This is a genomic window from Paracoccus nototheniae, assembly GCF_004335005.1.
Lineage (GTDB): Bacteria > Pseudomonadota > Alphaproteobacteria > Rhodobacterales > Rhodobacteraceae > Paracoccus > Paracoccus nototheniae.
Genome location: NZ_RQRT01000090.1, coordinates 1 through 12287 on the forward strand (window position 1 = coordinate 1; position 12287 = coordinate 12287).

Sequence of the window (12287 nt, forward strand, 5' to 3'; positions counted from 1 at the left end):
TTTTGTTCGGCAAAGCGCCGGACGCAGACCGGCCGCAGCGGATGGGTCGCATCAGGACCGGGGGGCAGGGGCAGGGGGTCGGGAAAACGTGCCGGATCGATCCCGCAATGCACGACGCGCAGCCGGTTCCAGCGATCGAAGGGCGCCCACCGGGCCAGCTGGCTGCGGCCAAAGGCGCTGACCGCGACGACGAAACGCGCGCCGCCGATCTTGTCGCCAAGCGACAGGGCCTGCGGGGCATCGAATTCTTCGGGTCCGTGGGTGGTAAAGCTGTAGCCCGGTCCACCCAGCAACTGGGCATAGCGGACCACATCGGTGGAATTGGTGCCGAAATGCGCATGCAGATGGGTCACGCCCCGGTCGCGGCACTGGCGGACCAGCAGTCCTGCCTCGGCCAGATAGATCATCTGGCGCAATCGCCCCGGCCCGCCACGCCCGCCCGCGCGCCACGCCGCCCGCAAGGCGCGCGGATGACGCAGCATCACGCCCGCCAGCGCACCCGCCAGCCGCAAGGCGCCGCTGTCCAGAATATAGCGGGTCTGGCCCTGTTCGGCCCGATCCTCGTCCGAGGTGACAGCCTGCGCATCGCGGCGCATAGCGAAACGGGTGATGGTGATGCCCTGCGCCTCCAGCGCCTGAACCTCGCGCCGGATGAAGGTCTGCGAGGGGCGGGGATAGGTGTTGACCACATAGCCGATGTGCAACGGGCCCGCATCGGTGGCGGGATGGGCGGCCACGGCAGGGGCCGTCGCAGGCGCTTGCGTCATGGGCACCGGGGCAACAACGCGCAACATCAAAACCTCCCGCAGGAAAACGATGGACGCCCGGAACGACGGGCGGTCCGGGCACTGGCAACCACAATCGGAAAAGGCCAAGCGATCATCGCCCGCCCTTGCCGGCCCTGTCAGCAACCGGTGCAGCGCGCCACGACCCGGAAGGTGGCCAGGATCGTCGTCAGATCCAGACGCAGGCTCAGCTCGCGATAGTACCGTTCGTCATAGACGGCACGCGCCGCAAAGGTCGAGCCGTTGCGGGCCGAGATCTGCCACAGCCCGGTCAGGCCCGGGCGATGCGCGGCGTAATAGGTGCCCGGATACAGAACCCGCTGTTCGACCATCATCGGACGGGGTCCGACAAGGCTCATATTGCCCAGAAGCACGTTGAACAGCTGCGGCAGCTCGTCCAGCGAGGTCTTGCGCAGGAACTTGCCCACGCGGGTGATGCGGGGATCGTGGCGCAGCTTCTGGTTCATGTCCCATTCGGCGCGCGCATGGGGATCGGCGGCCAGATGGGCGGCCAGCAGCGCGTCGGCATTGGGGCGCATGGTGCGGAACTTGTACAGGCGGAACCGCTGCCAGCCGCGCCCAAGGCGCATCTGGCTGTACAGCGGCGAGCCGCCATCCAGCATGACGACCATTGCCACGACCAGCAGGATCGGCAGCAGAAAGGGCAGCGCCAGCAGGATCAGAAAGGTATCAAGGGACCGCTTGCCGCCGCTTGTGTAAAGGCTGCGGCTTTCGGTCGCTTCCATGTCGCGCACGAATCCCGCGCGATCCACGTTCAGACCATCATTATCGAACAACATCAACGTAAACTCCGAGCACTGGATACGGACACAACGGGTAAAATTGTCTGGAGTGGATGCCAGTCGCTACCCAAGTCACCGGCATTTTGTCTGTGGGTTTGATCTATTGCCCGCAAACAGCCGAGACAACCTGTCTAAAAGATGGGTATAATGCGCATAATAGTGACCGGATCAGACGGAACCCGCTGTTTTTTGCAATTCCAGATTGTTTGCAATCTGATTGCCGGGTTATTTTCAACCAAGGGTGGCGCCGCCGCATTTGTTCTAGCGGGACCGCTCCCAATCTTGTGACGGGGGTCGCAGGCGGACGGCCAGACTGACCGCCGCATAGGCCGCGAATCCCACCGGATCGGACAGCCCCATCCGCAGCGCGAACCGCCCCGAGGGGCGGTCTCCGGCGGCATTGTCGACCAGATGCGGGTAAAGGCGCCCCAGTTCTGCCGTGCCCGCATCCTGCCTGCGGCGCACGCGGATCAGCGTCGCCAACCCCTCGCTGATCGGCCAGTGATAGGGCACATCGACCCGCACCCGTTCATGGGGGGCAAATTGCAGCCGCACGAACCCGTCATCCGAAATGATCTGCGGAAACCGGTCCCACCGCGCGCGGCCTTCGGCATTCACCCCAAACAGCCCCGCCCCGGTCACGCCATCGGCCACGAAGGGCAGCCGCTGCCAGAACCGCGCATAGGCCGCCGAGACGCGGCTGGCCGGACGGGGCACGACCAGCCGTGCCCCCGCATAGCGTGCGCCCGGCCCGTCCAGCGCCGCACAGATCGCTGCGATCATGCCCGGCCCGACGACGATATCGGCGTCCAGATACAGGCGCAGATCGCCTGCCGCCGCCTGATCGCCCCGGTTCAGCGCGCCGGTCTTGCCGCCGGTCGGCAGCTCGATCACCGTCAGCTGCCAGCCTGCATCGGTCAGCGCCCCGGTCAGGGCGCGCGCGCGATCCGCCGTGGCGTCGCGGCAGCCATTGGCGATGACGATCACCTCTTTCGCGACGTCATCCGCGCCGGTCTGATCGGCCAAAGCCTGCAGGCAGGCGCCGATATGGTCCTGTTCCTGATGCGCGGGCAGGATCACGCTGAGACGGATGGCAGAGAGGGTCATTTGTACTCGATCAAAGCGGCCCGGCGGCGGGTCAGACGGTCACGGTAAAACCCAAGCGCGCCCTGCGCCTCGGCGAATTTGCCAAGGACGGAGAACCCCGCCCGCAGCCAACCCATCCGGCGCGACAGGCGCAGGATCTGGACCGGATAGACCAGCAGGATCGCCAGCGCCAGCGGATCCCACAGCAGCGCGCCAAGGATCGCCAGCAGCGGCAGGCCCGCGCCCCAGATCAGCGCGCGCCGGGTTTCGGCCCGCCAATGCCCCTCGGGCGGGGCGCCGTGCAGGGCGGCACCTTCGGCAAAGGCGTGGCCCGCCCGGCGGGTGCGTTTCCACCATTGCGGCAACCGGGTCATGTCGGCATCGTGCAGCGTCATCTCGACCGGCAGGCGGCGGATCGTCCAGCCCGCCGCGCGCAGGCGCACGCACATCTCGGGTTCCTCGCCCGCGATCAGGGTGGGATCGAACCCGCCGATCGCGTCGATCGCCGCATGGCGCACCAGCATGTCGCCGCCCACGGCCCGGGCCGGACCGACCGGCGTGTCCCATTCCGCATCGCACAGCCGGTTATAGACCGATCGTTCGGGAAACATCTCGCGCCGCCGCCCGGCCACGACCGCCAGACCCGCATCGCCCTGCAGGGCCGTCAGCGCGGCAGGCAGCCAGCCCGGCTGCAACACGCAATCGCCATCCAGAAACTGCACGAATTCCGGGGGCGCATCGGCCAGCGCCGTCAGCCCGGCATTGCGGGCCCGCGCGGCGGTGAATGGCAGGGTCATGTCCAGCGCCACGACCTGCGCGCCGATCCCGGCGGCAAAATCCGCACTGCCATCGGTGGATCCCGAATCGACATAGACGATCCGGTCGATCTGCGCCGACAGCGCGGTCAGGCAGGCCTGCAGGCGCGCACCCTCGTTGCGACCGATGACCACGGCGGCCACCTTTGATGACGAGATGTTTGGTTCGGAAACTGCGGACATTGTCACCTGCTTCATGCTATCGGGCTAGCATTACGATATGATTCTGTCATTGGGCGAGAGAAAAGAGTTGCGTATGGACGGCGCCGGCAGCGGCTATCAGAACGAGCGGACACAGGGCTGGGCAGAGATGCCGATGTTGGCCCTGCCGCAAAAGGCTGCGTTGCGCGCGGCCATCGCAGATGACAAAAATCCCGAACGCGCCGAGGGTTACGACCTGTTGCGCACCCGGATTCTGGCCGGGACGGCGGCACAGGACTGGACCCGGATCGGCATCACGCAGGCCAAGGGCAGCGCGTTGGCCGCGCCTCTGACCGCGCTGAACCTGGCCCTGTCCGAGGCGCGGCGCCCGGCGCGGCGGGTGGTGCTGATCGATCTGGACATCGCCCGCCAGCCGGTTCTGGCCCGTCTTGGCGCCGCACCCCCGACCCCAAGGCCGGGCCGGGGGGCGGTCTGGCATGGCCAGCGCCTGACCGACCGGCTGGCGCTGCTGACCATCGCCGCCCCTGCCGTCGAGGCCGCGACCCTGCTGCTGTCGGAGGCGTTTCAGGCCGATCTGATGCAGCGGCTGGCCTCGCTGGCGCCCGACATCACCATCCTGCACCTGCCTGCGATGCTGGCGGGGGATGCGGGTCTGGCGGCGCTGCCCTTGTGCCAGACGGTTCTGCTGGCCATCGACGGACGGGCCGACACGGCCCCCGACCTGCGCGCCTGCGAACGCCGCATCGGCGAGACACGCCCGATTCTGGGCCTTTTCCTGCATGACGCCGAGGTGTGAATGGGACCGATAACCGGCCTGACCGAATTTTTTGGGATGCTGCGCCGCCGCGGGCCGATCATGGCCGCGGTGTTGGTGGTGGGCATCTATCTTGCGCTGTCGCATGCCCTGTCGCTGCCCCGCGCCTACGAGGCGATCACCGTGATCCAGATCCAGCCGACCCTGATGGGCGCCGCTCCGGGCGCCGAGGCCGAGGCCGACACGGCCAGCCGGTTGCGCCTGATCGAACAGCAGCTGATGGCGCGTGGCAATATTCTGGACATGATCGACCGCTATAACCTGTTCGACGACGCCCCCGAGCTGAGCGATGATGAACGCATCGCGCAATTCCGGCAGAATGCGCGGGTCGAATTCATCCCGGTCGCAGGCGGAGCGCCGGGCGCCGATGCCGGCGTCTCGGCCATGCTGATCACCGTCCGGGCCGGGCGGGCCGAGGATGCGGCCAATCTGGCCAATGACATGGCCGATCAGATCATGAACGGGAACGAGACCACGCGCCGTCGCCGCACCGCCGATCTGATCGCCACGCTGGAGGCCGAGGACCGGCGCGCCGCGCAGGCCGTGGCCGAGGTCGAGGCCCGGCTGGCCGCCTATCGCGCCGTCAATCCCGACCGCATGCCCGAAAACATGGAATTTCTGGCCGCCGAGCAGACCCGTCTGCAGGCACAGCGCAGCGCGCTGATCATCAGCCTGCAGGCGCTGGAGCGCGAACGTCTGGCCATCGAGGTCGGCACCGTCGAGGAAGGCCCCCGCACCTCGGTCGCGCAACAGCTGCGCGTGCTGGAGGTCGATCTGGCACAGGCGCGGCGCACGCTGGCCCCCAACCACCCCGAGGTGCAGCGGCTGGAGGAACAGGTCGAACGGCTGCGCGTGGGCAATGCGGAACTGCTGGCCCCCGGCATCAGCCGTCAGGTTGATCTGATCCGCGAACAGGAAGCCGCGCTGAACGCTGAACGCGCCCAGATCGAACGGCGCCTGCCTCAGATCGATGCCGCGATCGCGGCCATGCCCGAGGCGTCGGCGGAGCTGGCCGAATTCGGCCGCCAGATCGCCGTGATGGAGGCGCCGCGCGCCGCCATCTCGGAACGTCTGTCGCGCATCCAGCTGGAACAGCGCCTGACCGACAACGATCACGGCGAACGGATGGTGGTTCTGGAACGCGCGACGCCCGCAGATTATCCGCTGAGTTCGGGGCGGCGGCGGGTGGCGGTGCTGGGCGCCGGAACCAGCATTGCCATGGCCCTGATCGCGGGATTCCTGATGGAGCTGATGCGCCCGGTCCTGCGCACACCGGGTCAGGTCCGCAAATCCCTTGGGGTCGAACCCATCGCCGTGGCACGATACCGCCCCTCGCCCCGGGCGCGCATCATGGCGCGGGCTCAGGATATGGCCAGCCTTGGCATTCTGGGCTTTGGCGTGCTGGCGGTGGTGATCCTGATGCTGACGCGCACCGGCTGATCGGGGCGCTGACACCAAAGCGACGGCCGGGAAACCCGGCCGTCGCATGATCATCCGACCTTTGGCTTACCAGTCGAAATCGTCCGAGCGCAGCTGGGACAGGCGGGTATCCTCGATCACCAAGACATCGGTGCCCGCACGGATCACCACGTCATTGCCCGACTGGCTGGAGGCCGCACGGATATCGGTCCAGCTGTTGAACCGCGCATAGGCGCCCAGATCGATCACGTCATCCTCGCGGTCGAAATCGGTGATCCGGTCGCGCCCGCCGTTCCAGACAAAGGTGTCGCCGCCTTCGCCGCCGGTCATCGTGTCATTGCCGATGCCGCCGTTCAGCAGATCATTGCCCTCGCCGCCAAAGATCCGGTCATTGCCCGCCTCGCCGAACAACAGATCGTTGCCTTCGCCGCCTGCCACCTGGTCGTTGCCCGCGCCCGCGCGCACCGTGTCATTGCCCTCGCCCGCCCAGATCAGGTCGGCGCCCGCGCCGCTGACGGACCGGTCGTCGCCCTCGCCCAGATGGATGCGGTTGTTGCCGCCGCCGGCCATCACGACGTCATTGCCTTCGCCCGCATAGATCAGATCGCTGCCAGCCCCGGCGGTCACGACATCGTTGCCGCTGCCCGCATAGACGACATTCGCGCCGGTCCCCGCATTGATGCGGTCATTGCCCTCGCCCCCGTCCAGGGTGTCGTTGCCGCCATACCCGTTCAGCAGGTCGTCGCCCGAATTGCCCCAGATCCGGTCGGCGGCATTGGTGCCGTTCAGCCGGTTGTCGCCGTCATTTCCGCGAAGAATTGCCATGATGTGGTCTCCTGATCCAACGCCGCCCTGTTGCGCCGGGGCGCCCTTGCGCGCGGCTGCCCCGGCTGGCGGTCTGGCCGGGTTAATGGTGAGACGTTCGAAAGGCCGGATTCATTCCCGCGCGGACGAAAAAAACTGCACCGGCCGTCACAGCGCGCTGTCTGGCGTCTTGCGCTTGGGCGGCGGGGCTGATTGCCTGAGCCCATCAAGGGCCGCCGGGCCGGACGCCAACAGACAGGATATTGCATGACCCCTTTCGCGATGACGATGACGAACACCATGGCCCCGGCATGAGCGCGGATGTCCTGATGATGGCGGGCCTGCGTCCCGCAGCCCTTGCCACGCTGGAACAGGCCTGCCGCGTCCACCGGATAGACAGAGCCGATGACAAGGCCGCGATCCTGCGCGATCACGGCGCCGGTTGCCGGGCCATCGTGACCAACGGCCACACGCCGATTGACGACGCCCTGCTGGACCAGCTGCCCGCGCTGGAGATCGTGTGCTGTTCCTCGGCCGGATACGACGCCTTTGATCTGGATGCGCTGGCCCGGCGCGGGGTGCGGCTGACCAATGCCTCGCCCGCGCTGGCGCAGGAGGTGGCCGATATGGCGATGCTGCTGGCCAGTGCCGCATGGCGCAATCTGGTCGCGGGCGATGAATGGGTCCGCAGCGGGGATTGGGCCGCCAAGGGCGAATTTCCCCTGCAACGCGGCTTGCGGGGGCGCAGGCTGGGCATCGTCGGCATGGGCACGATCGGCCAGCATGTCGCCGATCTGGCCGGTCTGATGGGCCTTCAGGTCAGCTATTGGAACCGCAGCGCCAAACCCGTCGATCACGCCTATCAGCCCGACCTGATCCAGTTGGCCACCGACAGCGACATCCTGATCGTCATCGTCGCCGGGGGCGAGGGGACGCGGGGCCTGATCTCGGCCCCGGTGATCGATGCGCTTGGGGCCCAGGGGCTGCTGGTCAATGTCGCGCGCGGCAGCGTCGTGGACGAAGAGGCGCTGATCGCGGCGCTGCAATCGGGCAGTCTGGGATCGGCGGCGCTGGATGTGTTCGCCAGCGAACCCGATGTCGATGCCCGGCTGCGGGCGCTTCCCAATGTCACCCTGTCGCCGCATCAGGGATCGGGCACGATTGAGACGCGCGAGGCGATGTCGGCGCTGGCCGTCGACAACCTGATCGCCCATCTGGAGGGCCGTCCGCTGCTGAGCGAGATCGCCCTCGGCTGACCCCGGGGCGCGCATGGGGTCTTTTCTTCGCCCCGGAACGCGGCGACGATGGGGCATGACCCAAGCGCGCCCCCTGCACCTGACACGCCTCGCCGCCCTTGTGGTGGCGGTGGCGCTGTTGGCGGGGGTGGTGCATGGCACCGCGCGGCAGGCCGGACTGGACCGGCTGGACCGCGATCTGGCGAACCGCCTGACCCTGACGCGCCATGCGGTCACCGCGCAGATCGAACGCTATCGCTATCTGCCCGCGCTGGTGGGGCAGGATGCGCGCATCCTGTCGCTGCTGGCGGCGCCCTCAGACCCCACCGCCGCCGCCAATGCCTATCTGCAGGCCACCCGCGCGATTTCCGGGGTGGACCAGATCTATGTGCTGGACCCGGCGGGCCGCACGCTGGCCGCCAGCAACCATGACGAGCCGGGCAGCTTCGTGGGCCATGATTACGCCTTTCGCCCCTATTTCCGGCAGGCGCTGGAACAGGGGCAGGGGCGTTACTATGCGGTGGGGGTGACGACCGGCATTCCGGGCTATTTTCTGGCCACCCGCATCGGACCCGCGCAGGCACCCCTTGGGGTTGCGGTGGCCAAGGTGGATATGGGCGGACTGCAGGCGACATGGGCCAGCGCCGATCAGTTCGTGGCCCTGGCCGATGCGGCGGGGGTGGTCTTTCTGTCGGGTCAGCCCGACTGGTTGTTCCGCCCGCTGGATACGCTGGACGCAGCAACCTCGGACCGGCTGGCGCGCGAACAGCGCTATGTCGGGCAGGGCCTGCCCGAGGCAGGCGCGCTGCGGGCCGAACTGACCGGGTTGCGGCTGGCCGAAACGGCGCTGGACCCCGACGGCTGGCGCATCCTGGCCGCCGAACCCACCGCGCCCGTCGATCGTCAGGCCATGCTGCTGGCGCTGCTGGCGGGGGTGACGGGGATGCTGGTCTCGGCCCTTGGGGTGGGACTGTGGCAGCGCCGCCAGCTGATCCGCGTGCGGCTGGATCAGAACACCCTGCTGGAGGCCCGCGTGACCGAGCGCACGCAGGCCCTGGCCCACGAGATCGAGGAACGCCGCCGCGCCCAGCAGGATCTGCGCGAGGCGCATGAAAGTCTGGTCCATGCCGCCAAGCTGGCCGTGCTGGGCCGCATGTCGGCCACCATCGTGCACGAGGTCAGCCAGCCCCTGTCGGCGCTGGACACCACGCTGGCGGCGGCGCAGCTGCATCTGGGGGCGGGCCATGACGCGCGGGCGGCGGCCAGCCTGACGGCGGCGCGCGCCCTGCTGATGCGGATGCAGAAGATGGTGCGCAACCTGAAATCCTTTGGCGCCCGGCAGCGCGCCGATCCGCCCGAGCCCGTGGACATGGCCCGCGTCCTGACCGCCAGCGCCGAGGTTCTGGCGCCCCGCCTGCGCGATCTGGGCCAGCGGCTGGATCTGGACCTGCCGGGCGGTCTGCCGCCCGCGCGCGGGCAGGCGGTGCGGCTGGAACAGGTGGCCATCAACCTGATCCTGAACGCCGCCGAAGCCGCCGCAGGCGCCGGGGCCACCGCGCCCGTGCGGGTCGGGCTGCAGGCCGGCCCGGACGGTCTGCGCCTGACCATCGCCGACCGGGGCGCGGGCATCGATCCCGCCCTGCAGGATCGCATCGAGGAACCCTTTTTCACCACTCGCATCACCGGCGAGGGGCTGGGCCTTGGCCTGTCGATCACGCGCGGCATTCTGGATCAGATCGGCGGCAGGCTGGAATTCCGCCCGCGTCCGGGCGGCGGGACATTGACCGTGGTCGACCTGCCGCTTTACCACGACCGCGAACGCAAGGCGGGCTGAGGGGGACATGCGCGGTCGGATCGCCTTTATCGATGACGAGGCAGCGCTCTGCGCGGCGGCGGCCGACTGGCTGGAAGCTTCCGGCTTTCAGGTGCGCGTCTTTACCGATCCGGCGCTGGCCTTGGCGCAGGTGCAGCCCGGCGATTGCGACTGCGTGGTGACCGATCTGCGCATGCCGGGCCTGTCGGGCCAGCAGGTGCTGGACGGGTTTCGCGAGGCCGATCCCGATCTGCCGGTGATCCTGCTGTCGGGCCATGCCGATGTGCCTGTGGCGGTGGCGGCGATGCGCACCGGGGCGCATGATTTTCTGGAAAAGCCCTATCGCGCCGAACATCTGGTCGAGGTGCTGGACCGCGCCGTCGATCTGCGCCGGATGCGGCGGCAGGCGCGGACCCGCAAGGCCTCGCCGCTGTCTGCCGGACGGCTGGAGGTGCGGCTGCCCGGCGACAGCGCCGCAATGCGCCATCTGCGCGCCATGGTGCAGCATCTGGCCGATCTGCCCGTCGATCTGGCGCTGGTGGGCGAGGCCGGATCGGGGCGCCACGATGTCGCCCGCTGCCTGCATGATCTGGGCCGCCGCGCCCGCCGCCCCTTTGTGACGCTGCATTGCGCGGGCCTTGGCGATGCCGCGCTGGAGGCCGAACTGTTCGGCCATGAACGCGGCTATCTGGCCGGGGTCAGCGGCGCCCGGACCGGCAGGCTGGAACAGGCGCAGGGCGGCACGCTGTTCGTGTCGGATCTTCAGGACATGCCGCTGGCCGCGCAATCGCGGCTGATGCGGGTGCTGCAGGCAGGCGCGGTGGAACGCATCGGCGCGCAGACGGCGCGACCGCTTGATCTGCGGCTGATCGCGGCGGTGACGGCTGACACGGCCGCACTGGTGGCGCAGGGCAGGCTGCGGGCCGATCTGGCGCATCGCCTGTCGCCCGCCGCATTGCAGATCCCGCCCCTGCGCGACCGGGCCGGGGATATCGCGCTGCTGTTCACCGATATGGCGGGGGCGGCCAGCGCGCGGCTTGGACTGCCGATGCCGGACCTGCGCCCCGCCGATCTGGACCGGCTGGCGGCGCGCGACTGGCCCGGCAATCTGGCCGAATTGCGCGCCAGCGCCGAACGCGCCGTGCTGGCCCTGCCGACCACGCCCGTGCGCAGCGATCCGGCCCAAAGCCTGCCCGACCGCATGGCGATGATCGAGGCGCAGATCATCGCGGACGCGCTGACCACCGCCCAGGGGTCATCTGCCCGCGCCGCCGATGCCTTGGGCATTCCCCGCCGCACCCTGAACGAAAAGATTGCGCGATACGGGCTGCGGGCCGATTGATCGGGCGGGCCTTTGCTTGCAATGTTTGCGATGTGGCGATAAATCGCCAGGCCACACAAACCATAGAGCCATTTTTATTCCTTAACAATCATATGATTGATCAATCTTCCTCCAAACCTCACATCCGCGTGACTCGGCCCCTGTTCGGCAGGCGCAATCTTGCTACTCTGCCCGCCAGAACATCATGGGAGGAAACCACATGTTCCATCGTATCGCTGCCACCGTCCCCGCCATCGCTCTGGGTGGCCTGATGGCCTCGGCGCCGCAGGCGCAGGCTCAGGATTTCATCAATGTGCTGACCGGCGGCACGTCGGGGGTCTATTACCCCCTGGGCGTCGCCCTGTCCGAGATTTATGCCGAAGGCATCGAAGGTTCCCGCACCCAGGTGCAGGCCACCAAAGCCTCGGTCGAGAACCTGAACCTGCTGGCCCAAGGCCGCGGAGAGATCGCCTTTGCTCTGGGCGACAGCGTTCAGGCCGCATGGGACGGCAATGAAGAGGCGGGCTTTCCCCGGCCTCTGACCGAACTGCGCGCCATCGCCGCGATCTATCCCAACTATATCCAGATCGTCGCGGATGCGGCGGCAGGCGTTACCACGCTGGAGGATCTGCGCGGCAAGACCCTGTCCGTCGGCGCCCCGGCATCGGGAACCGAGCTGAACGCCCGGGCGATCTTTGCCGCTGCGGGCATGAGCTATGACGATCTGGGCAAGGTCGAATACCTGCCCTATGCGGAATCGGCGGAACTGATCAAGAACCGCCAGCTGCAGGCGACGCTGCAATCCTCGGGTCTGGGCGTGGCCTTCATTCAGGATCTGTCGGCCACCCATGACATCACCATCGTGTCGATCCCGGAAGAAACCGTGACCGCCGTCGGCGCGCCCTTCGTGCCTGCGGTCATCCCGGCCGGCACCTATGCGGGCATCGACGAGGATATCCCGACCGCAGCCGTGGGCAACATGCTGATCAGCCACGAAGGCGTCAGCGAGGAAACCGCCTATCAGATGACCAAGCTGATGTTCGAGAATGTGGACCGCATGCGGTCCTCGCATGGCGCCGCCGAAGGGATCAGCCCCGAGACCGCGCTGGACGGCATCTCGATCCCGCTGCATCCGGGCGCCGAACGGTATTACCGCGAAGTCGGCCTGATCGAGTAATCGACCCCTCGGCACGCGCCTGATCCCACGCGCGGGCCGATCCTGTCCGGCCA

11 protein-coding genes are annotated in these 12287 nt (G+C 68.1%); 6 read left to right on the plus strand and 5 right to left on the minus strand.

Going from position 1 to position 12287, the window contains the following annotated elements; all coding sequences use genetic code 11:
* From EG885_RS20010 to EG885_RS20025, 4 genes are all read right to left on the minus strand, one after another.
* On the minus strand, positions 1-794 hold a 794-nt coding region (locus EG885_RS20010), incomplete at its 3' end, for a glycosyltransferase (protein ID WP_165571234.1).
* Between the two features lie 110 nt (positions 795-904).
* Positions 905-1585 (minus strand): sugar transferase, encoded by a 681-nt coding sequence (locus tag EG885_RS20015; RefSeq protein ID WP_131578175.1) that lies wholly within the window; start codon positions 1583-1585, stop codon positions 905-907.
* Between the two features lie 264 nt (positions 1586-1849).
* A complete protein-coding gene (locus EG885_RS20020) occupies positions 1850-2695 on the minus strand; it encodes a glycosyltransferase family 2 protein (protein WP_131578177.1) in 846 nt (281 codons plus the stop codon).
* Positions 2692-3672, minus strand: coding sequence for a glycosyltransferase family 2 protein (locus EG885_RS20025; RefSeq protein WP_131578179.1), 981 nt, complete (start codon positions 3670-3672; stop codon positions 2692-2694). The genes EG885_RS20020 and EG885_RS20025 overlap by 4 nt, the downstream gene beginning before the upstream one ends.
* Before the next feature lie 73 nt (positions 3673-3745).
* On the opposite strand from EG885_RS20025, the gene EG885_RS20030 reads away from it, so the two are divergent.
* Positions 3746-4447, plus strand: coding sequence for a P-loop NTPase family protein (locus tag EG885_RS20030; protein WP_131578181.1), 702 nt, complete (start codon positions 3746-3748; stop codon positions 4445-4447).
* A complete protein-coding gene (locus tag EG885_RS20035; protein WP_131578182.1) occupies positions 4448-5905 on the plus strand; it encodes a GumC family protein in 1458 nt (485 codons plus the stop codon). It abuts the gene before it with no gap.
* 66 nt (positions 5906-5971) lie between these two features.
* On the opposite strand, the gene EG885_RS20040 is transcribed toward EG885_RS20035, so the two are convergent.
* A complete protein-coding gene (locus EG885_RS20040) occupies positions 5972-6709 on the minus strand; it encodes a calcium-binding protein (RefSeq protein WP_131578184.1) in 738 nt (245 codons plus the stop codon).
* A gap of 290 nt (positions 6710-6999) precedes the next feature.
* Here EG885_RS20040 and EG885_RS20045 point away from each other — a divergent pair, with 290 nt between their 5' ends.
* From EG885_RS20045 to EG885_RS20060, 4 genes are all read left to right on the plus strand, one after another.
* Positions 7000-7944 (plus strand): 2-hydroxyacid dehydrogenase, encoded by a 945-nt coding sequence (locus EG885_RS20045; protein WP_131578186.1) that lies wholly within the window; start codon positions 7000-7002, stop codon positions 7942-7944.
* Between the two features lie 55 nt (positions 7945-7999).
* Positions 8000-9757: a sensor histidine kinase gene (locus EG885_RS20050; RefSeq protein WP_131578188.1), complete on the plus strand. Its 1758-nt coding sequence runs from the start codon at positions 8000-8002 to the stop codon at positions 9755-9757.
* A 7-nt stretch (positions 9758-9764) separates the two neighbouring features.
* A complete protein-coding gene (locus EG885_RS20055) occupies positions 9765-11078 on the plus strand; it encodes a sigma-54-dependent transcriptional regulator (RefSeq protein WP_131578190.1) in 1314 nt (437 codons plus the stop codon).
* Between the two features lie 199 nt (positions 11079-11277).
* Entirely contained in the window at positions 11278-12234 is a 957-nt protein-coding gene (locus tag EG885_RS20060; protein ID WP_131578191.1) for a TAXI family TRAP transporter solute-binding subunit, read from the plus strand.
* Positions 12235-12287: the final 53 nt, after the last annotated feature.

Excerpts from the sequence above, each read along its gene's own strand:
- EG885_RS20060 (WP_131578191.1), top strand. The coding sequence starts at position 11,278 with ATGTTCCATCGTATCGCTGCCACCGTCCCCGCCATCGCTCTGGGTGGC.
- EG885_RS20045 (WP_131578186.1), top strand. The coding sequence starts at position 7,000 with ATGAGCGCGGATGTCCTGATGATGGCGGGCCTGCGTCCCGCAGCCCTT.
- EG885_RS20050 (WP_131578188.1), top strand. The coding sequence starts at position 8,000 with ATGACCCAAGCGCGCCCCCTGCACCTGACACGCCTCGCCGCCCTTGTG.
- EG885_RS20025 (WP_131578179.1), bottom strand. The coding sequence starts at position 3,672 with ATGTCCGCAGTTTCCGAACCAAACATCTCGTCATCAAAGGTGGCCGCC.
- EG885_RS20055 (WP_131578190.1), top strand. The coding sequence starts at position 9,765 with ATGCGCGGTCGGATCGCCTTTATCGATGACGAGGCAGCGCTCTGCGCG.
- EG885_RS20035 (WP_131578182.1), top strand. The coding sequence starts at position 4,448 with ATGGGACCGATAACCGGCCTGACCGAATTTTTTGGGATGCTGCGCCGC.
- EG885_RS20030 (WP_131578181.1), top strand. The coding sequence starts at position 3,746 with ATGGACGGCGCCGGCAGCGGCTATCAGAACGAGCGGACACAGGGCTGG.
- EG885_RS20020 (WP_131578177.1), bottom strand. The coding sequence starts at position 2,695 with ATGACCCTCTCTGCCATCCGTCTCAGCGTGATCCTGCCCGCGCATCAG.
- EG885_RS20015 (WP_131578175.1), bottom strand. The coding sequence starts at position 1,585 with ATGTTGTTCGATAATGATGGTCTGAACGTGGATCGCGCGGGATTCGTG.
- EG885_RS20040 (WP_131578184.1), bottom strand. The coding sequence starts at position 6,709 with ATGGCAATTCTTCGCGGAAATGACGGCGACAACCGGCTGAACGGCACC.